22 protein-coding genes, 8 tRNA genes and 1 pseudogene are annotated in these 23,379 nt (G+C 39.7%); 15 read left to right on the top strand and 16 right to left on the bottom strand.

The annotated features are described in order from the left end of the window. Positions 1 to 118: 118 nt before the first annotated feature. Entirely contained in the window at positions 119 to 1,987 is a 1,869-nt protein-coding gene (sppA, locus tag B0183_RS10810) for a signal peptide peptidase SppA (RefSeq protein ID WP_078208781.1), read from the bottom strand. Positions 1,988 to 2,204: 217 nt separating this feature from the next. Here sppA and msbA point away from each other — a divergent pair, with 217 nt between their 5' ends. From msbA to B0183_RS10745, 13 genes are all read left to right on the top strand, one after another. Then, a complete protein-coding gene (msbA, locus tag B0183_RS10805) occupies positions 2,205 to 3,986 on the top strand; it encodes a lipid A ABC transporter ATP-binding protein/permease MsbA (protein ID WP_021113241.1) in 1,782 nt (593 codons plus the stop codon). Positions 3,987 to 4,125: 139 nt separating this feature from the next. Further along, positions 4,126 to 4,809: a nicotinamide riboside transporter PnuC gene (gene pnuC / locus B0183_RS10800; protein WP_021113230.1), complete on the top strand. Its 684-nt coding sequence runs from the start codon at positions 4,126 to 4,128 to the stop codon at positions 4,807 to 4,809. A gap of 91 nt (positions 4,810 to 4,900) precedes the next feature. Next, entirely contained in the window at positions 4,901 to 5,611 is a 711-nt protein-coding gene (hda, locus tag B0183_RS10795) for a DnaA regulatory inactivator Hda (protein WP_021113223.1), read from the top strand. Next, positions 5,612 to 6,238 (top strand): cytochrome c biogenesis heme-transporting ATPase CcmA, encoded by a 627-nt coding sequence (gene ccmA / locus B0183_RS10790; RefSeq protein ID WP_021119407.1) that lies wholly within the window; start codon positions 5,612 to 5,614, stop codon positions 6,236 to 6,238. A gap of 9 nt (positions 6,239 to 6,247) precedes the next feature. Then, complete coding sequence (gene ccmB, locus B0183_RS10785; protein WP_021113229.1) at positions 6,248 to 6,910, top strand: heme exporter protein CcmB; 663 nt, start codon at positions 6,248 to 6,250, stop codon at positions 6,908 to 6,910. A gap of 46 nt (positions 6,911 to 6,956) precedes the next feature. After that, entirely contained in the window at positions 6,957 to 7,697 is a 741-nt protein-coding gene (locus tag B0183_RS10780; protein ID WP_078208780.1) for a heme ABC transporter permease, read from the top strand. 8 nt (positions 7,698 to 7,705) lie between these two features. Beyond that, positions 7,706 to 7,900 carry a heme exporter protein CcmD gene (gene ccmD, locus B0183_RS10775; RefSeq protein ID WP_010786065.1) on the top strand — a complete coding sequence of 65 codons (195 nt, stop codon included), beginning with the start codon at positions 7,706 to 7,708 and terminating at the stop codon, positions 7,898 to 7,900. A 164-nt stretch (positions 7,901 to 8,064) separates the two neighbouring features. Next, positions 8,065 to 9,453 carry a DASS family sodium-coupled anion symporter gene (locus tag B0183_RS10770; protein WP_078208779.1) on the top strand — a complete coding sequence of 463 codons (1,389 nt, stop codon included), beginning with the start codon at positions 8,065 to 8,067 and terminating at the stop codon, positions 9,451 to 9,453. Between the two features lie 238 nt (positions 9,454 to 9,691). Further along, complete coding sequence (locus B0183_RS10765; protein ID WP_044009168.1) at positions 9,692 to 10,867, top strand: phosphoglycerate kinase; 1,176 nt, start codon at positions 9,692 to 9,694, stop codon at positions 10,865 to 10,867. A 105-nt stretch (positions 10,868 to 10,972) separates the two neighbouring features. Then, positions 10,973 to 12,052, top strand: coding sequence for a class II fructose-bisphosphate aldolase (gene fbaA, locus B0183_RS10760; protein ID WP_021117803.1), 1,080 nt, complete (start codon positions 10,973 to 10,975; stop codon positions 12,050 to 12,052). A gap of 172 nt (positions 12,053 to 12,224) precedes the next feature. After that, the gene (locus tag B0183_RS10755) at positions 12,225 to 13,025 is read left to right on the top strand and encodes a peptide ABC transporter ATP-binding protein (protein WP_005710396.1); all 801 of its coding nucleotides are present in this window, start codon (positions 12,225 to 12,227) and stop codon (positions 13,023 to 13,025) included. A gap of 12 nt (positions 13,026 to 13,037) precedes the next feature. Continuing rightward, positions 13,038 to 13,676 carry a nitroreductase family protein gene (locus B0183_RS10750; RefSeq protein WP_078208778.1) on the top strand — a complete coding sequence of 213 codons (639 nt, stop codon included), beginning with the start codon at positions 13,038 to 13,040 and terminating at the stop codon, positions 13,674 to 13,676. 88 nt (positions 13,677 to 13,764) lie between these two features. Then, positions 13,765 to 14,298, top strand: coding sequence for a TIGR00645 family protein (locus tag B0183_RS10745; protein WP_010786060.1), 534 nt, complete (start codon positions 13,765 to 13,767; stop codon positions 14,296 to 14,298). Between the two features lie 84 nt (positions 14,299 to 14,382). On the opposite strand, the gene B0183_RS10740 is transcribed toward B0183_RS10745, so the two are convergent. The 14 genes from B0183_RS10740 to B0183_RS10675 form a co-directional block, all read right to left on the bottom strand. Then, a complete protein-coding gene (locus B0183_RS10740; protein ID WP_021118667.1) occupies positions 14,383 to 15,681 on the bottom strand; it encodes an NAD(P)/FAD-dependent oxidoreductase in 1,299 nt (432 codons plus the stop codon). Positions 15,682 to 15,729: 48 nt separating this feature from the next. Beyond that, a tRNA-Arg gene (locus tag B0183_RS10735) sits at positions 15,730 to 15,806 on the bottom strand. A gap of 70 nt (positions 15,807 to 15,876) precedes the next feature. Further along, a tRNA-Arg gene (locus B0183_RS10730) sits at positions 15,877 to 15,953 on the bottom strand. Between the two features lie 13 nt (positions 15,954 to 15,966). Beyond that, positions 15,967 to 16,061: transfer RNA gene (locus B0183_RS10725), tRNA-Ser, on the bottom strand. A 147-nt stretch (positions 16,062 to 16,208) separates the two neighbouring features. Beyond that, on the bottom strand, positions 16,209 to 16,697 hold the full coding sequence (gene greB / locus B0183_RS10720) for a transcription elongation factor GreB (RefSeq protein WP_021115584.1): 489 nt from the start codon (positions 16,695 to 16,697) through the stop codon (positions 16,209 to 16,211). After that, positions 16,697 to 17,632 carry a KpsF/GutQ family sugar-phosphate isomerase gene (locus tag B0183_RS10715; RefSeq protein WP_005710401.1) on the bottom strand — a complete coding sequence of 312 codons (936 nt, stop codon included), beginning with the start codon at positions 17,630 to 17,632 and terminating at the stop codon, positions 16,697 to 16,699. Before B0183_RS10715 ends, greB begins: the two co-directional genes overlap by 1 nt. Positions 17,633 to 17,692: 60 nt before the next feature. Next, positions 17,693 to 18,274: a type IV pilus biogenesis/stability protein PilW gene (pilW, locus tag B0183_RS10710; protein ID WP_005710402.1), complete on the bottom strand. Its 582-nt coding sequence runs from the start codon at positions 18,272 to 18,274 to the stop codon at positions 17,693 to 17,695. Between the two features lie 99 nt (positions 18,275 to 18,373). After that, complete coding sequence (rlmN, locus tag B0183_RS10705; protein WP_010786053.1) at positions 18,374 to 19,534, bottom strand: bifunctional tRNA (adenosine(37)-C2)-methyltransferase TrmG/ribosomal RNA large subunit methyltransferase RlmN; 1,161 nt, start codon at positions 19,532 to 19,534, stop codon at positions 18,374 to 18,376. Between the two features lie 200 nt (positions 19,535 to 19,734). Next, complete coding sequence (locus tag B0183_RS10700) at positions 19,735 to 20,043, bottom strand: helix-turn-helix domain-containing protein (protein ID WP_005710405.1); 309 nt, start codon at positions 20,041 to 20,043, stop codon at positions 19,735 to 19,737. A gap of 3 nt (positions 20,044 to 20,046) precedes the next feature. Then, positions 20,047 to 20,385 (bottom strand): type II toxin-antitoxin system RelE/ParE family toxin, encoded by a 339-nt coding sequence (locus tag B0183_RS10695; RefSeq protein WP_021115585.1) that lies wholly within the window; start codon positions 20,383 to 20,385, stop codon positions 20,047 to 20,049. Between the two features lie 208 nt (positions 20,386 to 20,593). Next, positions 20,594 to 20,669, bottom strand: a tRNA-Val gene (locus B0183_RS10690). 42 nt (positions 20,670 to 20,711) lie between these two features. Beyond that, positions 20,712 to 20,787, bottom strand: a tRNA-Val gene (locus B0183_RS10685). A 57-nt stretch (positions 20,788 to 20,844) separates the two neighbouring features. After that, positions 20,845 to 20,920 (bottom strand) — tRNA-Val (locus B0183_RS10680). A gap of 46 nt (positions 20,921 to 20,966) precedes the next feature. Continuing rightward, a tRNA-Val gene (locus B0183_RS10675) sits at positions 20,967 to 21,042 on the bottom strand. Between the two features lie 181 nt (positions 21,043 to 21,223). Between B0183_RS10675 and gltX the strand changes: the two genes are divergently transcribed. Together gltX and B0183_RS10665 are read left to right on the top strand one after the other, a co-directional pair. Beyond that, positions 21,224 to 22,663: a glutamate--tRNA ligase gene (gltX, locus tag B0183_RS10670; RefSeq protein ID WP_035520877.1), complete on the top strand. Its 1,440-nt coding sequence runs from the start codon at positions 21,224 to 21,226 to the stop codon at positions 22,661 to 22,663. A gap of 82 nt (positions 22,664 to 22,745) precedes the next feature. Further along, a tRNA-Ala gene (locus tag B0183_RS10665) sits at positions 22,746 to 22,821 on the top strand. 308 nt (positions 22,822 to 23,129) lie between these two features. Here B0183_RS10665 and B0183_RS10660 read toward each other — a convergent pair. Further along, a pseudogene (locus tag B0183_RS10660) lies at positions 23,130 to 23,379 on the bottom strand (cation-transporting ATPase PacS); the annotation flags it as partial.

Below are 23,379 nucleotides of genomic sequence, written 5' to 3'. Positions count from 1 at the left end.
AAATTAGGTGAGAAGTTTAAAGAGGTATAGCTTGTTTTGCAATCCTCAATTCATTAATCAAAGTGAATTTCCCTAAATTAGCTAGAGTATACGAACGCTATTTGTCTCGTTCGTTCAACTACTTCACACTACCACAATTTAAACAGTAGAGATAACTCTGCTTAGGATCATTAAATCTTGCCAACATACCAAGCTGTTGCTGAGTTTGTTGAGGCAAAGGCAAATTCAACCATTCCACAGCTTTTAATTGTAATTGCAATTTGAAATCACGCATTACTTGGCTCATCAAATCATCACTTTCATCAATTAACCATTGTGTACTAAAATGTTCAATTTCCGCTTCTCCTTTCGTTTTACGTTTTTCATTGATTAAGATTGTTAAAGCGTGATAAGCATCATCAAAATCACCCAACTCATCAACAAGCCCTTTTTCAAAGGCACTTTCTCCAAGCCACACTTGCCCTTGAGCCACTTTATCTACATCACCTTTCGACATTTTTCGCCCCTTGCTAACTAACTCAAGGAAACGGTTGTAGCCATTTTCAATACTAATTTGAATTAACTCACTTTGCTCTTTTGATAACGGTTTTAATGCGGTTTGTTTTGCAAAAGGCGATGTACTAACACCATCTTCACTCACACCAAGTTTTTTTGCGGTTTTCTCAAAACTGACAGCTAAACCAAAAATACCGATAGAGCCTGTCAAAGTTGTTGGGCTTGCAATGATTTTATCGCTTGTTGCCGCAATCCAGTAACCACCCGAAGCAGCCATTCCGCCCATTGATGCAACAACAGGTTTCCCCACTTGTTGCAAATCTTCAACCTCTTGGCGAATTAATTCCGATGCCATCGCACTTCCACCAGGGCTATTAATCCGCAACACTACGCCTCGCACTTCATCATCTTCGCGAGCTTTTCTCAGCAATTTTACAATCGTATCACTGCCAGCAACTTCATCATCGCTTTCCCCTAACACAATCGCCCCTTCAACATTCACAATAGCGATTTTATCCTTGCCTACCACATTAAAGCGGTCAGATAACGACAAAGAATAGTCAAAAAAGTCGATATGGTTATAGTTTCCGTCTTGATCTTCACCAAATTGCTCAATCAAGTCAAGACGAATTTGACGATGTGTTGCCACGTCCGTCACCCATTTTTGCATTAAGGCATATTGAGCATCATCACCTTTCACAGCTTTATATTGAGCGATTAAACGGTTTGCTTCTGGCACTATTGTGTTTGCATCAATCTGGCGATTTTTAGCAATCGCACTGCTGAAATTTGCCCATAATTGAGATAGCCATAATTGAGCATTTTGACGAGCTTCTGCCGACATATCATCACGCAAAAACGGTTCAACGGCAGACTTATAGGTTCCAACACGGAAAATATGCGGAACGACTTCAATCTTGTCTAGCAACGACTTGAAATAGAGAGTGGAATAATTTAAACCGTGTAAATCAACAAATCCTGCTTTGTTTAGATAAATTTTATCCGCATAACTCGCAATGTAATATTGTTGTTGGCTATATCCTTCACCAATTGCAATCACAGGTTTATTTGATTGTTTAAAACGCTCAATCTCTTTGCCTACAAAGGTTAAAGAAGGAATATCGCCCCCTTCAAAATAACTTAAATCAAGCACTAATCCTGTAATTTTTTCATCATACTGTGCTTTCTTTATTGCACGCACTACATCAAAAGTTGATATTTTAATCGGCTCATTTGAACCACCTAATTCAGAACGTAAAAAGCGATTAAAATCACTAAATTCATCGTGATTATCCGCTAAATAACCATCTAAATTGAGTAATAAAGCCCCTTTACTAAATTCGACAGGTGTTTTGCTGTTAGCAGCATCACTTGACCATAACGCCATAAAAGCAAACCCTACTAACATCACAAATAAAATAAATACCAGACTTATCACAAATTCTCGAATACAACGAAATAGACGATAAGCCCCTTTGAGTAGATGTAGCATAAAAAATCCTTAGAAGTGAAGAGGGCTATTAAGCCATCATAAAATAGTAAGGAAATATAATCCTTTCAAAAACTAGATTTGATTGTGCTTTTGTAAGCATAGATAAAAATATGTCTCTTTAATAATTCTATCTGATTTTTTCTTTGAAATGAATATTTGGCAGAATGAACATTTAGTTTTAGAATGGGAAACTATGATTGATCAGAAAGTATAAAAAATGGCAAATAAAAATCCTTTTTCTCTTGATGATATAACTCAAGACCACTCTACTTGGCAGACATTTAAACGCCTATGGCCTATGATTTCCCTTTTTAAAATAGGGATTATTGTGGCAATGGTGGCAATGATATTTAACGCTGCTGCCGATGCATACTTGATCACAATGCTTAAACCTTTGATTGATGAAGGCTTTGGCGTTGACTCTGATCGTAACTTTTTAAAAGTGATGGCATTTATTGTCGTAGGCTTAATTTTTGCTCGTGGTATCACCAGCTTTATTTCTGCCTACTGTTTGGCGTGGGTGTCTGGTAAAGTTGTGATGACAATGCGTCAAAAAGTATTTAAGCATTTAATGTTTATGCCTGTAACATTTTTTGACCAAAACTCTTCAGGAAGATTACTTTCCCGTATTACCTATGATTCTGAGCAAGTAGCAAGTTCTTCGGCAAATGCGTTGCAAAGCGTGATCCGAGAAGGGATCTACATTGTCTTTCTCGTCACAACAATGTTTTATTATAGCTGGCGTTTATCCCTTGTTCTTTTCATCATTGGCCCTGTGATTGCGGTATTAATCCGAGTTGTGTCAAAACGCTTTCGTAAACTCAGCCGTAATATGCAAGAATCTATGGGAAGCATGACCGAAAGTGCCGAACAGATGTTGCGTGGACATAAAGTGGTGTTATCGTTTGGCGGACAGAAAGTCGAAGAAGAACGCTTCAACCATACCAGTAACGATATGCGTCGCAAAGGAATGAAAATGATGGCAGCAAGTGCGATTGCCGATCCGATTATTCAAGTGATCGCTTCTCTAGCCTTAGCGGTGGTGCTTTTTGTCGCAGGTTCGCCTGAAATTATTGGTGATGATTTAACGGCAGGGGAATTTGCTGCGGTTATAGGGGCGTTGATGGGAATTCTACGTCCATTAAAAACTTTAACCAACGTTAATGCCCAGTTCCAACGAGGAATGGCGGCAAGCCAAACGCTCTTTACCTTATTTGATTTACCAACAGAAAAAAATGAAGGCACTTATCAAATTGAACGAGCCAAAGGCGACATTCGTTTTGAAAACGTTACCTTTACTTATTTTGGTAAAGAACAACCCGCTTTAAAAAATATCTCGTTTAATTTACCTGCAGGGAAAACCTTAGCGTTAGTTGGGCGTTCAGGCTCAGGGAAATCGACCATTGCGAATTTGATTACCCGTTTTTATGAAATTGATTCGGGCAATATTTATCTTGATGATCATAAAATTCAAGAGTATACTTTAAACAATTTGCGTGAACAGTGTGCAATTGTTTCTCAACAGGTTCATCTATTTAACGACACCATTGCGAATAACATTGCCTATGCAGCTAAAGACAAATACAGTCGTGAGCAGATCGAAGCTGCAGCTAAAGCCGCTTATGCGATGGAATTTATCGAAAAAATGCCACAAGGCTTGGATACAGTAATTGGTGAAAACGGGGTAAGTCTATCTGGTGGACAGCGTCAGCGTTTGGCGATTGCCCGTGCCTTATTGAGAAATTCTCCTGTTTTAGTCTTAGATGAAGCTACTTCAGCGTTAGATACCGAATCAGAGCGTGCAATTCAAGCAGCCCTTGATGAACTACAAAAAGATCGCACTGTTTTAGTGATTGCTCACCGTTTGTCTACCATTGAAAACGCCGATGAGATTTTAGTGGTGGATCAGGGAGATATTATCGAACGAGGATCACACAAAGTCTTGCTGGAAAAAGGAGGTGCTTATAAACAGCTATATCAAATGCAATTTAGTGAATAATATACATTCTAATAATTTAGAGAGATTAGGTTGAATAGTAAATTTTGTGAGCTAGTTCTCAGAAATATAATTTATGTTATACATTTCTTACAAAATTTAGATAGAATACAAGAAATCAGACTATATTCTAGGAGTCATTATGAATTATCCAATACTTATAAACCAATTAAAAGAAGAATTTTTTAGTGGCTGGAAACCCTTTGAGGTAGCTTGGCTTTTCTTATTTATTGCAGCTCAAATTGGCGTATATATTTACTACCCCGATTCTATCATTGGAATGGTGGCAGGTATTTCAGGTATTATCTGTAATGTTTTTGTTAGTAAAGGAAAAATCAGCAATTATTTCTTCGGTTTAATTTTTGCATACAGCTATTTCTACGTTGCATGGGGTGCAAATTTCCTTGGTGAAATGAATACAACGCTCTATGTTTATATCCCTGCGCAATTTATAGGCTATTTCCTTTGGAAACAAAATATGCAAAAAGCCGAAGGAAGTGAGGCGGTGATCACAAAAGCATTAACTATTAAAGGATGGACTGGATTATTAACTTTTATGGTCATTGGAACATTATTATTAGTTCAAGCCTTGAAGGCCGCTGGTGGCAGTTCGACAGGTTTAGATGGTTTAACTACAATTATTGTGGTTGCGGCTCAAGCATTAATGTTACTACGTTATCGTGAACAGTGGCTACTATGGATTGCCTTAAATATTCTCTCTATCATTCTTTGGGCAGAAAATCCATCAATGTACATAATGTATTCTGCATATTTATTAAATTCCCTTTATGGATATTATAATTGGACAAAACTACAAAAAGCCTAATAAATAAAATCTCTTATAAATCAAAGGTTGAGACTTCTCAACCTTTCATTTTTCCGCTATTCTTTGCAAAAATTTTTTCTTAGATAACACATTGCAACTGACATTACCGATCCATCAAATTAATGATGATACTTTCGACAACTTTTACGCCGAAAACAGTTTATTGCTGTTGGGTTCGCTACGCCAAAATTTTGTAGATGTTCAGCAACCTTTTTTTTATATCTGGGGCGGTAAGAGCAGTGGCAAGAGCCATTTACTCAAGGCGGTGAGTAATCATTATTTGCTTAATCAACAATCAGCAACCTATATTCCGTTGGATAAATCCCATTACTTCGCCCCTACGGTATTGGATAATGCGGATCAACTTGATGTGGTTTGTCTTGATGATATACAAGCGGTGGCAGGTGATGAAGAGTGGGAATTGGCTATTTTTGATCTGTTTAATCAGATTCGTGAACAGCAAGGGTTGTTTAATCAAGGTAAGAAAACATTATTGTTAATCAGTGCCGATTGTCCGCCACATCAATTAGCAATTCGCTTGCCTGACCTGCGTTCTCGCTTAACTTGGGGCGAGGTGTATCGTTTGGCGGATCTTGATGATGAGCAGAAACGTATTATTTTGCAACGTAATGCACGCAATAAAGGGTTAGAGCTTTCAGATGAAGTGGCAAACTTCCTGCTCAAGCGGTTAGATCGTGATTTACAAGCCCTAATGCATAAATTGACGTTGTTAGATCACGCCTCATTACAGGCTCAACGTAAGCTTACACTTCCTTTTGTCAAAGAAATTTTAGGACTTTAAATGGATCAACTTTCGCTCATTAATATTGCCTGTGAACGTGGTGAAACTCGTTTATTTGAAGGCTGTTCATTAACTATTTCAAGTGGTCAATGGTGGCAAATTGAAGGGCATAACGGTATCGGAAAAACCAGTCTATTGAGGATTTTAGCTGGGCTTGCGGTGGCGGTAGAAGGCGAAGTGCAGTGGAATGGAATTAAAATCCAGCAACAGCGAGAGCAATACTACGCTAATCTCTTTTACTTAGGGCATCACGCAGGAGTTAAGCCTGAACTGACCGCTTGGGAAAATTTGCGTTTTTTCCAAAAAATTCAGGGATTGCCTTTAGATGATGAAGCCCTTTGGAATGCCTTAGGAAAAGTATCGTTAATTGGGCGAGAGGATTTGCCTTGTTCGCATTTGTCGGCAGGGCAACAACGTCGAGTGGCATTAGCAAAATTATGGCTGACTAAAGCGATGTTATGGATTTTAGATGAGCCTTTTACTGCCATTGATAAAAAAGGGGTGTCGGAACTGATCGCCCATATCGAGCAACATTGTGAGCAAGGGGGAATGGTGATTTTTACCAGCCATCAAACCGCAGAAAGTGACAAAGTTCAATTGTTATCGTTAGATCCATTTAAAGTATAAAATAACCCTATGATTTTACTGACTATTATCCAACGAGAATTAACCATAGCCTTTCGTAAACCTGCGGAAATTTTAAACCCTTTATGGTTTTTCTTGATTATTATCACAATGTTTCCGCTTTTAATGGGCCCTAATCCTGAGTTACTCGCTAAAATAGCCTCTGGAACAGCTTGGGTTGCAGCGGTGCTTTCCGCTCTTCTCTCTTTTGAGCGACTATTTCGTGATGATTATTTAGACGGCTCATTAGAACAGTTGATGTTGCTACCCGTCGGATTGCCACAAGTGGCGTTAGCGAAAGTGATTGCCCACTGGCTATTAACAGGTTTGCCTTTAATTCTGCTTTCACCGATTACGGCGGTTTTACTTTCCCTTGAAACAGAAGTCTGGTGGGCATTGGTTTTAACCCTATTGTTAGGTACACCGATTTTAAGTTGTCTTGGCGCAATCGGGGTTGCTTTAACGGTGGGGTTGAGAAAAGGTGGTACGCTACTCAGTTTATTGATCTTACCGCTCTTTCTACCTGTATTGATCTTCGCTGCCGCCGTGTTAGAAGCCTCAACCTTAAATATGGGATATACAGGGCAATTGGCTATTTTAGGGGCAATGTTAGCCCTCTCATTAACCTTTTCGCCTTTTGCAATCGCAGGGGCGTTAAGGGTTAGTTTACAGTAACAAGCGGTAATTTGAACCCTATTTTTTGTAATAACTTGGAGTTTTTATGTGGAAATGGTTACACCCTTACGCAAAGTCTGAAACACAGTACCACTTGCTAGGGAAGGTGCAGCCTTGGCTTGCAGTCTTAAGTTTTTTATTGCTTTCAGCAGCATTTATTATTGGTTTGGCATTCGCCCCAAAAGATTATCAACAAGGCGATAGCTATCGCATTATTTTCATTCACGTTCCAGTGGCAATTTGGTCGATGGGTGTTTATGGCTCAATGGCAGTTGCTGCACTTATTGCAGCGGTATGGCAAATTCGCCAAGCACATCTAGCAATGATCTCAATGGCACCAATTGGAATGGTCTTTGCCTTTCTTTCTCTTGTGACAGGAGCAATTTGGGGCAAACCGATGTGGGGAACTTGGTGGGTATGGGACGCACGTTTAACCTCTGCCTTAGTACTATTTTTTCTCTATCTTGGCGTAATGGCACTCTATTCTGCTTTCCAAGATAAAAATACGGGTGCAAAAGCGGCTGGTGTACTTTCAATGGTAGGCGTAATCAACTTACCGATTATCCACTTCTCTGTGGAATGGTGGAACACGCTACACCAAGGGGCAACCATCACTAAATTTGATAAGCCTTCAATGGCAACCGAAATGTTAATCCCATTATTATTGGCGATTTTTGGCTCAATGATCTTTATGATTTGGTTAAGCATTGTGCGTTATCGCAGTGCATTACTTCAAGATGAACGCAAACGCCCTTGGGTGCGTGAACTCGCAAAATTAAGTAAATAGGAGAAAATATGACCTTTCAATTTGCATCACTCAGTGATTTTTTCTCAATGGGCGGTTACGGCTTCTATGTATGGCTCTCTTATGGAATTACTTTTCTTTCTGTCGGTCTGTTAGTTTGGCAAAGTAAACGTGAAATTCGTCAGACGTTGCAGTTGGTGAAAAAAGAGCAAGCGAGAGAAGATCAACTCAGTAACAAGCGGTAATATACCAAATAATCTTTTCTAAGGTAGGCAAGAGCCTACCTTTCTTTTTGTTAAAAAATTGTGATATAACTCACAAATCCAACATTTGCTTATTTTAATAAATTACTGTTTTGATAAACTAATCTGGTTTATTGATCTACATCATTTTATTTTGTGGGGGCTTTATGTCGGTATCACATCAATCATCAAACCCAATAACAAGGAATGGACTTATTCTGTTATTTGATATTGTTTTATTCTTTGTCTTATTAAATACATTACCTTTTGAACCCACTGTAAGTAAAGGTTTAGCCTTATTAGTATTTGTTGCAGTTTTATGGCTTACGGAAGCTCTACACGTTACAGTAACGGCTCTACTTGTGCCTGTTCTGGCGATTGGTCTAGGGGTAGTAAAATCTAAAGAAGCCTTAAGTGCTTTTGCTGATCCAACTATCTTCCTTTTCTTTGGTGGTTTTGCTTTAGCTACAGCATTACACATTCAACAGCTTGATCGCCTGATTGCAAATAAAATTATGGCAATGGCAAAAGGAAAATTATCCGTTGCGGTGATTTACCTATTCTCTGTTACTGCATTTCTTTCAATGTGGATGAGTAATACAGCAACCGCAGCAATGATGTTACCGCTTGCAATGGGGATTTTAAGTAAATTAGATAAAGAAACTCACCACAACACCTATGTCTTTGTATTATTAGGGATTGCTTATAGTGCAAGTATTGGTGGAATGGGGACGTTGGTTGGTAGTCCACCAAATGCGATTGTGGCATCACAGCTGAATTTAACTTTTGCAGATTGGTTAAAATATGGCTTGCCGATTATGTTTATCTTGATGCCATTAATGATCGCAACGCTATATGTGGTATTTAAACCGAAATTTGATGTTACTTTTGAGCATAGTTTTGAAAAAATTGAGTTAAATCGCGAGCGTATTATTACCCTTTCTATCTTTGGCGTTATCGCAATTTGTTGGGTATTTGGCGATAAAATTAACCCACTAATTTCTGGCTTATTAGGGCTACAAGGTAAAATTGGCAGTTTCGACAGTATCGTTGCTCTTTTTGCTGCAGTCTTAATTTGTATCACTAGAGTTGCTTCGTGGGACGATATTCAGAAAAATACCGAATGGGGGGTATTAATGCTTTTCGGTGGTGGTTTAACCTTAAGCTCAGTGCTAGGTCAAGCAGGGGCTAGTAAAGTAATGGCGGATGGTATCGTATTCTTAATTGAAGGCGGACACTTCTACCTTATCGGATTACTGGTTGCAGCATTCATTATTTTCTTAACAGAATTTACGTCTAATACAGCAAGTGCTGCATTATTAGTACCAATCTTTATTTCTATTGCTCAAGCCTTGAATATGCCACCAGTAGGGCTTGCATTAATTATCGGCTTAGGTGCATCTTGTGCCTTCATGTTACCAGTTGCAACACCGCCAAATGCGATTGTATTTGGTACAGGGCAAATTAAACAGAGTGAGATGGTGAAAGCTGGTTTCTGGCTGAACATTATCTGTATTTTTGTGATTGCAACGGTAGGTTATCTCTTCTGGTTATAATCATCTTACTCTCTTATAAGCGGTCGTTTTACGACCGCTTTTTGCATATTAAAGAATAGATAGTATTTGCTTGGGTTTGAATGTTTCTAAATAGATCATACCAAAGAACATAATTATTTTATTTTATGAAGAAATTCATAATATCAACGAATAATTTGATCTACATTACCCAAAATATAATTGAAACTGATATAATCGCCCCGTTTTTTATTTTTGAAAATCAAAAGAGGAACTAACTATGTCCGTAAAAAAAATGGCAGATCTTGACCTAGCAGGCAAACGCCTTTTCATTCGTGCAGACCTTAACGTGCCAGTTAAAGATGGCAAAGTCACATCAGACGCTCGTATCCGTGCAACAATCCCAACCTTAAAATTAGCCTTACAAAAAGGGGCTAAAGTGATGGTGACGTCGCACTTAGGTCGTCCAACCGAAGGCGTATTTGAAGAAGCAAACTCTTTACAACCTGTGGTTGATTATTTAAATGCTTCAGATTTAGGTGTTCCTGTTCGTTTAGTGCGTGATTACTTAGATGGCGTTGATGTAAAAGAAAACGAAATCGTGGTGCTTGAAAACGTGCGTATTAACAAAGGTGAGAAGAAAAATGATCCTGAGTTAGCGAAAAAATATGCAACACTTTGTGATGTGTTTGTAATGGACGCATTCGGTACAGCTCACCGTGCGGAAGGCTCAACTTACGGCGTAGCAGAATACGCACCAGTTGCTTGTGCAGGCCCATTACTTGCAGCAGAATTAGATGCTTTAGGTAAAGCATTAAAAGAGCCACAACGTCCAATGTTAGCAATTGTGGGTGGTTCAAAAGTTTCAACTAAATTGACTGTATTAGACAGCCTTTCAAAAATCGCTGACCAATTAATCGTGGGCGGTGGTATCGCAAATACGTTCATTGCAGCAGAAGGCAACAATGTAGGTAAATCATTATACGAAGCGGATTTAATTCCTGAAGCACAACGTTTATCTAAAGCAACAAACATTCCTGTGCCAGTTGATGTGCGTGTTGGTTTAGAGTTCTCTGACGCTGCTGCGGCAACGCATAAATCAGTAAACGAAGTGGCTGCAGAAGAATCCATCTTTGACATCGGCGATAAATCAGCAGAAGAGTTAGCAGAAATTATCCGCAATGCGAAAACCATCCTTTGGAATGGCCCAGTTGGTGTATTTGAGTTCCCTAACTTCCGTAAAGGTACAGAAGTGGTTGCTCAAGCTATCGTTGATGCGACAGCAAATGGTGCATTCTCAATCGCAGGTGGCGGTGACACATTAGCAGCAATTGATATGTTTGGTATCGCAGATAAAATCTCTTACATCTCAACAGGTGGTGGTGCGTTCTTAGAGTTCGTAGAAGGCAAAATCTTACCAGCGGTTGAAATTTTAGAGAAACGTGCAAACGGTTAATTAAACATTCTCGTAGGGACACACTGCGTGTGTCCGCTACTTAAATCCTGACTGGACACACGCAGTGTGTCCCTACAAATTGTGAATTATTGAGGGTAAATCAAAATGGCAAAATTATTAGACATCGTAAAACCAGGTGTTGTAACAGGTGATGACGTACAAAAAATCTTTGCTTATGCAAAAGAACACAACTTCGCACTTCCTGCGGTAAACTGCGTAGGTTCAGACTCAGTAAACGCAGTATTAGAGACTGCAGCACGCGTTAAAGCACCAGTTATCGTGCAATTCTCAAATGGTGGTGCTCAATTCTACGCTGGTAAAGGTATCAAACCAGCAAGTGGTGCTCGTGCAGATGTATTAGGTGCAGTTGCAGGTGCAAAACACGTTCACGAATTAGCGAAAGAGTACGGTGTGCCCGTTATTCTTCACACAGACCACGCTGCGAAAAAACTACTTCCGTGGATTGACGGTATGTTAGACGCAGGTGAAAAACACTTCGCTGAAACAGGTCGTCCATTATTCTCTTCACATATGATTGATCTTTCAGAAGAGCCAATCGAAGAAAATATGGAAATTTGCAAAAAATACTTAGAGCGTATGAGCAAAATCGGTATGACCCTTGAAATCGAAATCGGTATCACTGGTGGTGAAGAAGATGGCGTAGATAACAGCGATGTTGATGAGTCACGTTTATATACACAACCAGAAGATGTGTTATTCGTTTACGATTCATTAAACCCAGTAAGTCCACGTTTCACTGTTGCAGCAGCGTTCGGTAACGTACACGGTGTTTACAAACCAGGTAACGTAAAATTAAAACCATCTATCTTAGGTGCATCACAAGAGTTCGTATCTAAAGAGCGTGGCTTACCTGCGAAATCAATCGACTTCGTATTCCACGGCGGTTCAGGTTCTTCACAAGAAGAGATCCGTGAAGCAATTGGCTACGGTGCAATCAAAATGAATATCGACACAGATACACAATGGGCATCTTGGGCGGGTATTTTAGATTACTACAATGCAAACAAAGATTACTTACAAGGTCAATTAGGTAACCCAGAAGGCCCTGATTCACCAAACAAAAAATACTACGATCCACGCGTTTGGTTACGCAAAATGGAAGAGTCTATGTCTAAACGCTTAGAGCAATCTTTCATTGACTTAAATTGTGTAGATGTATTGTAATTTTTAAATATAGCTTTTCGTTTCCCTTCCCCCGTTTACGGGGGAAGGTGCCGAAGGCGGAAGGGGGCAATTAATTTAAACGAAAATTTTGTAACATCGTTGTAATTCCCCCCACCCTAACCTTACCCCGTAAACGGGGGAAGGGATTATTTCTTAGCCTTTCAAAATAACTATGGCACTTCCACTTCTTGATATTCAGTCCGTCAGTAAACGCTTTACTGATCGCATTGGCATTTTCCGTAAGCAAGATTTTTATGCGGTAAAAAATGTTTCCTTTAGCTTATATCACCAAGAAACCCTTGCGATTATCGGGGCGAACGGAGCGGGGAAATCCACCTTAGCCAAAATGCTCGTAGGTATTACTGAACCAACGTCGGGCAAAATGTTTTTCAAAGATCACGAATTGACCTACGGTGACTACGCTTTTCGAGCGAAGAAGATCAGAATGATTTTCCAAGATCCAAATGATGCCTTTGATCCCAATTATAATATCGGGCAGATTTTGGATTCGCCACTGAAACTTGCTACCCATCTTTCTGAAGAAAAACGTAACGAACGGATATTTAAAACCTTAAAATTAGTTGGTTTGTATCCTGAACACGCCTTGATTCATATAAAAGAGGCATCAAGTAGCCAAAAACAGCGGATTGCATTAGCAAGAGCGTTGATTCTCAATCCTGAAATTATCATTATTGACGACACACTCAGTGCCTTAGACTTTTCGGTGAAAACACAATTAACTAACCTAATGTTAAATTTACAGGAACGTTTAGGATTATCCTATATCTATGTTGGACAGAATCTCGGTATGATTAAGCATATCGCAGATAAATTGATGGTAATGGATCAAGGTGAAGTGGTCGAATATGGCAGTACCAAAGAAGTGCTATTGAACCCTCAACACCCAATCACAATACGTTTAATCGAAAGCCATTTTGGCAAACGCCTCACTCCAGAGGCTTGGGCAAATTAAAAAGGAGATGTTATGCAACTTATTGATGTCATCAAACAACGCAAAACAATAAAAATGTTCAATAATCAAGTTCAGATTAGCCGTGAAGAACTCACCGAAATGATCGAACTTGCCCAGCTTGCTCCATCAAAAGCCAATCTTCAACCGTGGCGGTTTGTGATATTGGATCAGGCAGAACAAAAACAGAAACTGTTGGATAAAGTCACCTTTAACACACCGCCTTGTGAAAGTGCTTCAGCGGTAGTCGTCATTTTGGCGGATCTTCATTATGAAAAGTTACTTGGCGATGTGTTAGATCATTCTATTGCAAGCGGCTGTTTACACCAAAATTTTCGCGAAAATTTCTTTAATTTCTTAATGGGCGTACACAATACACTCAGCACACAGGATATTCGAGATCAAGTGTTGATTGATACGAGTTTAGCGGCAATGCAGCTAATGTTAGTTGTCAAAGAGAAAGGTTACGATAGCCACGCTATTGGTATTTTTGATCGTAAGGCAGTGTTAGAAGTCCTAGAAATTGACAGCGAACGTTATGCCCCAGTGATGTTATTAGCGATTGGCAAAGCGGCTGTGCCAGCCTTACCAAGCGTCCGCTTACCGACAGAATATACGGTTTCGTGGAATGATGGAAAACAATTCCGTAAATAATTTACCCTGATTCAAGCAGTCAGATTTGTTAATTCTTTTACAAAAAATTGTTAAAATCTCACCGCTTTTATTTTATTGAGAAACAACTATGAATACATTAAACAACATTCAGTTAAAACAAAGTATTTTTAGCAAAATTATCTTTGCAAGCCGTTGGTTACAACTTCCTATTTATTTAGGTTTAATTGTGGTACAAGGGATTTATGCCTATAAATTCTTAAAATCCTTATGGAATTTAGTGGTTAATCTCGGTGTGATGGACGAAAACACTATTATGCTAGCAGTGTTAAATCTTATTGACGTGGTAATGATTGCAAACCTATTAATTATGGTGATTGTCGGGGGGTATGAAACCTTTGTATCACGCTTAAATGTCGATAACCACCCAGACCAGCCAGAATGGCTCGATCACGTGAATGCTTCGGTACTGAAAGTGAAGCTCTCAATGGCGATTATCAGTATTTCATCAATTCACTTACTGCAAACCTTCATCAACGCTGCAAACTTAAGCCCTGAAACAATGATGTGGCAATTATTAATCCATATTGGCTTTATTTTATCTGCAATTGGCGTGGCTTATACGGATAAATTATTAAACAGCGTCGCACACGCAAAACATTAGTTAGATGTTTTTAAGTACACTTGATATAACTTGGCTAGGCATAGTATTGAAAGTATTCCTGAAGTTTGTCTACTATGCTCTATCCTATCTATATCGATCCAAAAAACGATAATAATTCACCCCAATTTTAAGTGCCATTTGTTTGACAAGCTTTCCACCAAATAAACTTGGCACTTTCAGGGCTTCAAAAATACGCAAGCGTTCGTCATTGCCTTCAATGGCTTCAGCGATAATACGACCAGCAAGTCCTGTTAATGCAACACCGTGACCTGAAAAGCCGTGAGCAAAATAAACATTAGATTTCACTCGACCAAAGTGAGGAGAGGCATTTAATGTCATATCAATCGGACCACCCCAACCATAATCAATTTTGACATCTTCAAGCTGAGGGAACACATCAAGCATATTGCGACGCATTTTTGCCATCATATCAACATTAGAACTGGAGTCACTACCAAAGAGTAAGCGATTATCCGCACTCAAGCGGTAATAATCGAGCAAAATATTGTTATCGCAGACAGACATACCATTATTGATAACACTATCCGCCATTGCTTGAGTTAATGGCTCAGTCGCAATGATAAAACTCTCCACAGGGAGAATTTTGCGTGCAAGTTTAAAACCAATTTTCTTATTAGATTTAGCGTCGATATAAGCATTTGTTGCCAATATGACGTTATCTGCGGTAATAGTACCTTGTGGGGTAATAACTTTAACTTGTTTACCTGAAAATTGTAGATCAAGGGCTGGAGTGTGTTCGTAAATGGTGACCCCTTGCTCTAAACAGGCTGCCGCTAACCCTAGACAATAATTTAATGGGTGTAAATGTCCAGATTGACTATCGTATAACGCCCCACAATAAATTTTACTGCCTAGATGCTGTTCTAACTTTGCCCTATCCCATAGTTGCATATGTTGATAGCCAAAGCGTTCACGGCTCTCTTTTTCAATCGCAATCAAATCGTCCATTCGACGATGATTTAATGCAAGTGTTGCATAGCCTTTCTTCCAATCACATTGAATGTTGTAGGTTTTGACACGCTCGTCAATAATATCGAGCGCTTCAAGGGACATATTCCAAAGTTTACGAGCATTTTCTTCGCCAACTTGTTCAATATACTCATCAATCCCTTCTTCAAAACCGTTGATTGCTTGTCCACCATTACGTCCCGATGCACCATACCCAACCCTAGCACCTTCAACAACAATCACATTCTTACCCTTTTCTGCCAGCTCCAGTGCGGTAGAAAGCCCTAAAAAGCCTGCACCAATTACGCAAACGTCCACAGATTGATTGCTTGAAAGATGAGGCAATTGAAAGTGAATATTACGAGTATCGGAATAGTATGTACGAATATGTTCTTGATGTGCAAAAGTCAGCATAAAAACCGTTTTAATGATACTAAATGAAATTAGGAAGTTAGTTTGAAATGGCGCACCCGAGAGGATTCGAACCTCTGACCGCTCGGTTCGTAGCCGAGTACTCTATCCAGCTGAGCTACGGGTGCGTATTTGAAAAGAAACGGTGTTATTTATTTTATCAGCAACCATTTTATCCTGATAAATAAAAAAATAAAATGGCGCACCCGAGAGGATTCGAACCTCTGACCGCTCGGTTCGTAGCCGAGTACTCTATCCAGCTGAGCTACGGGTGCGTGATAAAGTAAATGGCGGTGAGAGAGGGATTCGAACCCTCGATGGAGCTTTTTAACCCCATACTCCCTTAGCAGGGGAGCGCCTTCAGCCTGCTCGGCCATCTCACCACTCACTGTGTCTGTGGGCGTGCATATTACTAGGTTCTGGAAATATGTCAAATTATTTTTGCAAAAAAATTAAAATTACAGACCGCTTGCCTAGTTACTAATCAAAACGATGAATTTATAGCATTTCTTGAATAAAGGCTAAACTTTTCATAGGGTTAGTTTTTTTTCATACCAAATTTTATTGATATAGAGCATCACTTTTCCAGCAGGAGTTTCAACTTGAATTTCATCATCAATTTGTTTGCCAATTAATGCTCTTGCAACGGGGGAATCAATCGAAATCCATTGTTTTGCTGGATCAAATTCATCACAGCCCACAATCCGATACTGCTTTATTTCACCTTCCTCATTTTCTAGTTCAACCCAAGCACTAAAAAAGACTTTACCCTCTTGAGAAGGGTGGTAATCGACAATTTGTAGTACTTCCAAACGTTTGGATAAAAAACGTACACGGCGATCGATCTCACGCAAACGGCGTTTACCATAAATATATTCCGCATTTTCACTGCGATCACCTAATGCTGCAGCCTCAGATACTGCCTGTGTTACCTTGGGTCTTTCCTCTTTCCAAAGATATTTCAGCTCTTGGTCTAATGCTTGCCAACCAGAACGAGTAATATAATTTGACTTTGCCATTAGCTTGCGAACTCCACAATGCCCGTAACTTTTCCTGCTTCATTGACCGCTATTAATGAGTGAATATGTTTCTCTTTCATATACTCTTCTGCGTGAGCAAGGAAAGTGCTATCTAAAATCGTTTTTGGATTACAGCTCATAATCTCTTGAGCCGTTTTATTCAGGCTTTCTGCACCAAATTTAGCAAGTGTACGACGAATATCACCGTCGGTAATAATACCCAGCAATTGCTCATTTTCCATAACAATAGCTACCCCCATTCGTCCTTCATTCATTACATTCAAGCAATCGCTAAAACTACAAAGCGGACAGATAATAGGCAATTTTTTCTGCATAACATCACGCACACGACAAAGCAACTTTCTACCAAGGCTGCCACCAGGGTGGAAACGAGCAAAGTCTTCCGCTTTAAAATCTCGAGCTTTAATCAGAGCAATCGCTAAGACATCGCCCAATGCCATAGTCACTAAACTTGAGGTCGTCGGGGCAAGATTATTTGGACAGGCCTCACGCTCAATACTAATATCAAGGGTTATATCTGCGTGACGAGCCAATGTTGATTGCAGATTTCCCGTCATTGCAATAATCTTATTCCCAAAATTTTTCAAACTTGGAATCAGTTTATTTACATCATCAGTTTCACCGCTGTAAGAGATTAAAATCACTACATCAATCGGTTTCAACATACCTAAATCGCCGTGAAAGGCTTCCGTTGGGTGTAAAAAGAAACTTGGTGTGCCTGTTGAAGCAAAGGTTGCAACCATTTTCTTACCAACTAATCCTGACTTACCAATACCTGCAACTACAACTCGTCCTTCGCAGTTTAATATCATATCAACGGCTTGATTAAAGGCTTCAGATAAGTGTTGATTGAGGCGAGAAATAGCTTGTGTATAAAGATGTAGAGCTTCATTTGCAATTGGAAGATGGTTCATAACATATCCTAGCTAAAATAAAATATTGAGCGAATTATACGCTAGTTTAAGAAAATAAGCCTATCTAATCTCCATGAAATTATATAGTCGTTCTGCTCTTGATTTATCTATTTTCTCAAGTTGAGATAGTGCTGTTTTTTGCTTCTCAATATCCTTCTTCATATTGGCACATAAGGCGATATTTTCTAGTGTATCTGCTTGATTGTAATAGGCTTCTTGACTGGTTAATGCCGTTTCAAATTGCTGATAAGCTTTGTCGAACAGCTTTTGTTTGCACAGAAAGGTACCGTAGTTATTTAATACATCAGGGCGAACTTGATTGTTTTTGCTCTGTGTTTTACTTAACTTCAAGGCTTGCTGGTAGGCTTCTTCTGCTTTTTGGTTATCGCCAGTTTGTTGGTAATAATAGGCAAGCACAGAGTGCGGTAGGTAGTCTTTTACATCGTGTTCAAGCGCTTTGTCAATGTTCTCTTTCGCTTTTGGAAAATCAGATTGTTCAAGGTAAGCAAGGGCCAAATTAATGCGAGCTTTGACGGCTTCCGAGCGGTTAAAATCCACCTGAGTAGTTTGGTTCGCACAAGCAACAAGCCATAATGCCACGCTACAAGCGGTCAAATTACGGAAAAATTTTGCAAAGGTCATTTGACTTCCCTCTATGTAGGGACACACCGCGTGTGTCCGCCGATACGAATTACGATTGTTGGAACGGACACACGCAGTGTGTCCCTACCTTGAAATATACTACTGATTTTGAACCGCAATCCCTTCGCCGAATTTACGTTTTTCAAAGGTGCGTTTAGTGCGGTCAATCACATCACCCGCAAGTTGCCCACAGGCAGCATCAATATCATCACCACGAGTTTTACGCACTGTCACCGTAAAGCCATATTCCATCAAGGTTTTTTGGAAGCGATCAATACGCGTATTTGAACTCTTCGCATAGGGTGCTTCTGGGAACGGGTTCCACGGGATCAAGTTGATTTTACTTGGGGTATTTTTCAATACATCTGCCAACTGATGAGCGTGTTCCACATCATCATTGACGTGGCTTAGCATCACATATTCAATCGTCACTTTACCGTGATTAGCGTTTGATACTTCTAAGTATTTATTCACTGAATCAATTAACATTTTAATGTTGTATTTTTTATTCAGTGGAATTAATTCATTACGCAGTTCATCGTTTGGTGCGTGCAATGAAATCGCTAATGCAACATCAATCTGCTCACGCATTTTATCTAACGCTGGTACAACCCCTGATGTTGAAAGAGTCACACGGCGTTTAGATAGACCATAAGCAAAATCGTCTAACATAATTTCCATTGCTGGAATAACGTTATTCATATTCAACAATGGTTCACCCATTCCCATCATCACCACATTGGTAATCGGACGAATGCCCGTTACACCAAAGTTACCGATAATTTTTGATGCACGCCACACCTGCCCGATAATTTCAGATACGCTTAAATTACGGTTAAAGCCTTGCTGTGCCGTTGAACAGAAAGTACAAGCCAAGGCACAACCCACCTGCGAAGAAACACACAAGGTAGCACGATCATCTTCTGGGATATATACCGTTTCAATTTGCTGATCGCCAACCCACATCGCCCATTTGATTGTGCCGTCGGCAGAACGTTGTTCTACGGCAACTTCAGGTGCTTTAATCTCAGCGATCCGTTTTAATTTTTCACGCAACACCTTATTGATGTTGGTCATATTATCAAAATTATCTTCACCAAAATGATAAATCCATTTCATCAGCTGATCAGCACGAAATGGCTTCTCGCCCATTTCCGCAAATAGTTCACGCATCTGCTGACGATTTAAGTTTAATAAGTTAATTTTTTCAGTTTTGGTTGAATTACAACTTGCATCGGTTGCTTGAATTTGTTCAGACATTGTTTGAAAGCCTCGTTGTTACACGGTTTGTGGCAAAAGGTTAGTTTTGCTGGAATTTAGTTAAATTAAAGGCGGCAATTCTACTGTTGTCTGCTCATTTAGGCTAGTGATTTTTACAAGATTTGAAAAGTTGAAATAATGAATTTTTCGATGGGGATCACAAAAATAGTTCGGCTTGCGGTAAACAAGCCGATATTCACTTAAATGCTCGCAATTTGCTCAAATGTTTTTGGCGATTTTTCAACCATTTTTAATAGTAAGACCGCTTGCGGATTGGGCTTTGTTCTTCCTTGCTCCCAGCCTTGATAAGTTCTCACCGAAGTGTGTAATTTACGAGCAAAAACGGCTTGTGAAAGATTTAATTTCTGACGAATAGCTTTCACTTCTTCGGGGGTAATCACTATCGGATCAGGAACTTCCACAACAGTGGTTTTTAGTGTAATTTTGCCTTGTAAGTGTAACTCTAATGCTTGCATCCCTTCCATTAGTTCATTAAATAATTTTCCCATATATTACCTCACTAAAGATTTTAAATAGCTTAATGTATTCGCCAAAACCACACGTTCTTCATTAGATAAATCGTCTTGTTGGTTTTTATTGTAGGCGTGGAACAACCAAACTTGTTTCCCTCGCACGTAATAGTAATAGATTACCCTAGCTCCGCCTCTTTTTCCTTTTTGTCTAATAATATCCACAATACGCAATTTTCTTAGTCCCCCAGTACCTTGAATAAGCTCTCCCTTATCGGGAAATTTTAGTAACTCATTTTGTAATAATCTAAATGAGTCATCGTCAAGATACTTTTTTCTATATTCCTCAAAAGGCGGCAACTCCACAAAAGCGACATTCATTATTCTACTCCTATTTTTAAGTTAAATATACGTTTAAAACGTATAGTTTTAGGGAAAAACAGAAAAAGCCTAATTGAAATATAAAAAAGAGAAAGGACAAGAGATAAATTTTTCGACAGAGATCGAAAAAATAGTAAAAAGTCAAAGATAAGCGGTCAGATCAAACAAAAAATTTGCAAAATAAGAAGGAGATTGATGAAAAGTGAAATGGTGGGCGATACCGGTCTCGAACCAGTGACCCCCTCCTTGTAAGGGAGGTGCTCTCCCAACTGAGCTAATCGCCCGAATACCTTGCGGTTTCGACTAGTTTAAACACTTGGATTAAGTGGTGGGCGATACCGGTCTCGAACCAGTGACCCCCTCCTTGTAAGGGAGGTGCTCTCCCAACTGAGCTAATCGCCCACTTAAGATAAGCATTTAAACTAATGGGAAGTTTGAAAGGCTGGTACTTTAAAAAAGTGGTGGGCGATACCGGTCTCGAACCAGTGACCCCCTCCTTGTAAGGGAGGTGCTCTCCCAACTGAGCTAATCGCCCTTTTCAAACTAAATTAGATTGTAACAACAGACTTCAAAAGTTGAAGTGGTGGGCGATACCGGTCTCGAACCAGTGACCCCCTCCTTGTAAGGGAGGTGCTCTCCCAACTGAGCTAATCGCCCGTCGTTGTGGGTTGGCATTATAGAGTTCAAAAATTTTCAGTCAATCCATTTTTGCTATTTTTTGGCTATTCGTTGAAAAATTCACCTAAACTGTCAACTTTTCACTATGATTTCCGCTCAAGAGGGGTAAAATACCGAAACCTTTTTGTTTAGAAAATTCTGAAAAAATATAGGCGATAATATGAAAATTGAAACCATTTTCCCTTTAGATCCAAATGTGAAGGTGCGTACTCGTTTCGCACCAAGTCCGACAGGCTATTTACACGTTGGTGGAGCTAGAACGGCACTTTATTCTTGGTTATATGCTAAACATAACAACGGCGAATTTGTATTACGCATTGAAGATACCGACCTTGAGCGTTCTACCCCAGAAGCAACCGCAGCGATTATCGAAGGCATGGAATGGCTTAACTTAGCGTGGGAACACGGTCCATATTTCCAAACCAAACGCTTTGACCGTTATAACCAAGTGATCGATCAAATGATTGAAGAAGGCACGGCATACCGTTGCTACTGCTCAAAAGAGCGTTTAGATGAATTGCGTGCAAACCAAGAAGCGAATAAAGAGAAACCACGTTATGACCGCCACTGCTTAGGCGATCATTCACACGATCCGAGCGAACCACACGTTGTTCGTTTTAAAAACCCAACGGAAGGCTCAGTGATTTTTGATGATGCGGTGCGTGGACGCATTGAAATCAGCAACAGCGAATTAGACGACTTAATTATCCGCCGTACCGATGGCGCACCGACCTACAACTTCTGTGTGGTTGTCGATGACTGGGATATGGGCATTACCCACGTTGTTCGAGGTGAAGATCATATCAACAACACACCACGCCAAATCAACATCTTAAAAGCGTTAGGGGCAGAAATTCCAACTTACGCTCACGTTTCGATGATTAACGGCGATGATGGTCAAAAACTTTCCAAACGTCACGGTGCAGTTAGCGTAATGCAATATCGTGATGATGGCTATTTACCCGAAGCCTTAATTAACTATCTCGTACGTTTAGGCTGGGGACACGGCGATCAAGAGATCTTCACTCGTGAAGAAATGATTGAGTTATTCGACATTCATTCTGTCAGCAAATCGGCAAGTGCCTTTAACACGGAAAAATTACAGTGGCTAAACCAACACTATATGCGTAGTTTGCCTGCAGTCTATGTGGCAAAATACCTTGAATGGCATATGAATGATCAGGGGATTGATTTCTCTCAAGGACCTGCATTAGCAGAGATCATTCCAGTCTTAAGCGAACGTGCAAAAACCTTAAAAGAATTAGCAAGCCAAAGCCGTTATTTCTATCAAGAATTTGATAGCTATGATGAAAAAGCGGTAGCGAAAAACTTCAAAGCGGAAGCAGTTGCACCACTTGCAAAATTATTGGAAAAACTGACCGCTTGTGATGATTGGAGTGTTGAAAATATCCACGATGCAATGAGCCAAACTGCCGCAGAGCTTGACATCGGTATGGGTAAAGTGGGTATGCCATTCCGCCTTGCAGTAACAGGCTCAGGGCAGTCGCCATCTATGGATATTACTGCGAAGTTAGTTGGTAAAGAGAGAACGCTTGCGCGTATTCAAAAAGCGATTGCGTTTATTGAAGCGCAGAACTAGTTAGTTTTTAATCAATTAATCTATTTCCATTGTTTTCAGATTGACAGAAAAAAAGCGAGAGCATATCATCTCTCGCAATTTTGGGGATATAGCTCAGTTGGGAGAGCGCTTGAATGGCATTCAAGAGGTCGTCGGTTCGATCCCGATTATCTCCACCAAATTGATTTCAGCAGATCTAGACAAACATAATATAAAGCCTTGAAATGTAAAAACTTCAAGGCTTTTATATTTCTCTTTTTTCGTTGGATGTGAACAAAAATAGCGGAGTTTTACGGCACGGAGCTGTAAGCAATAAAATAAGATTGTTATGCTTCAGCATAATAACATTACTCAAAAATACTGAAATAGATGAATCTAACAGTAACGCAGACACCTAAATAGTGATCCTCTATCACTCCTTGAATGGTTGGGGCTGGTAATGACACGAAGGTAAATAGAATTCTTTTTTGCTCTCTATTTTTTACTTTTATCTTAACAACCTCTGGCTATTTAACACAACAGTCACAGACGACAATGTCATAGCTACTGCTGCAATCATCGGATTTAATAGCCAACCAGTAAAAGGATAAAGCACACCGCAGGCGATCGGAATGGCAACAATATTGTAAATAAATGCACCGAATAGGCTCTGTTTCATATTCTGTACAATCTGTTTTGAGAACGACAAAATTGCTACGAGCGGCTCATTTATGATTGATTCATCGCCAGTTTCCAGT

Origin of the sequence: Glaesserella parasuis, assembly GCF_002015085.1 — a bacterium.
Taxonomy (GTDB): Bacteria; Pseudomonadota; Gammaproteobacteria; order Enterobacterales; family Pasteurellaceae; genus Glaesserella; species Glaesserella parasuis.
The sequence above is the reverse complement of the archived record's forward strand: the minus strand, read 5'-3'. Positions and strand labels throughout refer to the sequence as shown.

Coding starts and splice junctions, on each gene's coding strand:
- B0183_RS10770 (WP_078208779.1), top strand. CDS start 8,065: ATGTCGGTATCACATCAATCATCAAACCCAATAACAAGGAATGGACTT.
- B0183_RS10695 (WP_021115585.1), bottom strand. CDS start 20,385: ATGAATGTCGCTTTTGTGGAGTTGCCGCCTTTTGAGGAATATAGAAAA.
- B0183_RS10750 (WP_078208778.1), top strand. CDS start 13,038: ATGCAACTTATTGATGTCATCAAACAACGCAAAACAATAAAAATGTTC.
- B0183_RS10780 (WP_078208780.1), top strand. CDS start 6,957: ATGTGGAAATGGTTACACCCTTACGCAAAGTCTGAAACACAGTACCAC.
- fbaA (WP_021117803.1), top strand. CDS start 10,973: ATGGCAAAATTATTAGACATCGTAAAACCAGGTGTTGTAACAGGTGAT.
- pnuC (WP_021113230.1), top strand. CDS start 4,126: ATGAATTATCCAATACTTATAAACCAATTAAAAGAAGAATTTTTTAGT.
- B0183_RS10765 (WP_044009168.1), top strand. CDS start 9,692: ATGTCCGTAAAAAAAATGGCAGATCTTGACCTAGCAGGCAAACGCCTT.
- B0183_RS10755 (WP_005710396.1), top strand. CDS start 12,225: ATGGCACTTCCACTTCTTGATATTCAGTCCGTCAGTAAACGCTTTACT.
- sppA (WP_078208781.1), bottom strand. CDS start 1,987: ATGCTACATCTACTCAAAGGGGCTTATCGTCTATTTCGTTGTATTCGA.
- greB (WP_021115584.1), bottom strand. CDS start 16,697: ATGGCAAAGTCAAATTATATTACTCGTTCTGGTTGGCAAGCATTAGAC.
- B0183_RS10700 (WP_005710405.1), bottom strand. CDS start 20,043: ATGGGAAAATTATTTAATGAACTAATGGAAGGGATGCAAGCATTAGAG.
- B0183_RS10715 (WP_005710401.1), bottom strand. CDS start 17,632: ATGAACCATCTTCCAATTGCAAATGAAGCTCTACATCTTTATACACAA.
- msbA (WP_021113241.1), top strand. CDS start 2,205: ATGGCAAATAAAAATCCTTTTTCTCTTGATGATATAACTCAAGACCAC.
- ccmB (WP_021113229.1), top strand. CDS start 6,248: ATGATTTTACTGACTATTATCCAACGAGAATTAACCATAGCCTTTCGT.
- pilW (WP_005710402.1), bottom strand. CDS start 18,274: ATGACCTTTGCAAAATTTTTCCGTAATTTGACCGCTTGTAGCGTGGCA.
- ccmD (WP_010786065.1), top strand. CDS start 7,706: ATGACCTTTCAATTTGCATCACTCAGTGATTTTTTCTCAATGGGCGGT.
- gltX (WP_035520877.1), top strand. CDS start 21,224: ATGAAAATTGAAACCATTTTCCCTTTAGATCCAAATGTGAAGGTGCGT.
- B0183_RS10740 (WP_021118667.1), bottom strand. CDS start 15,681: ATGCTGACTTTTGCACATCAAGAACATATTCGTACATACTATTCCGAT.
- ccmA (WP_021119407.1), top strand. CDS start 5,612: ATGGATCAACTTTCGCTCATTAATATTGCCTGTGAACGTGGTGAAACT.
- rlmN (WP_010786053.1), bottom strand. CDS start 19,534: ATGTCTGAACAAATTCAAGCAACCGATGCAAGTTGTAATTCAACCAAA.
- B0183_RS10745 (WP_010786060.1), top strand. CDS start 13,765: ATGAATACATTAAACAACATTCAGTTAAAACAAAGTATTTTTAGCAAA.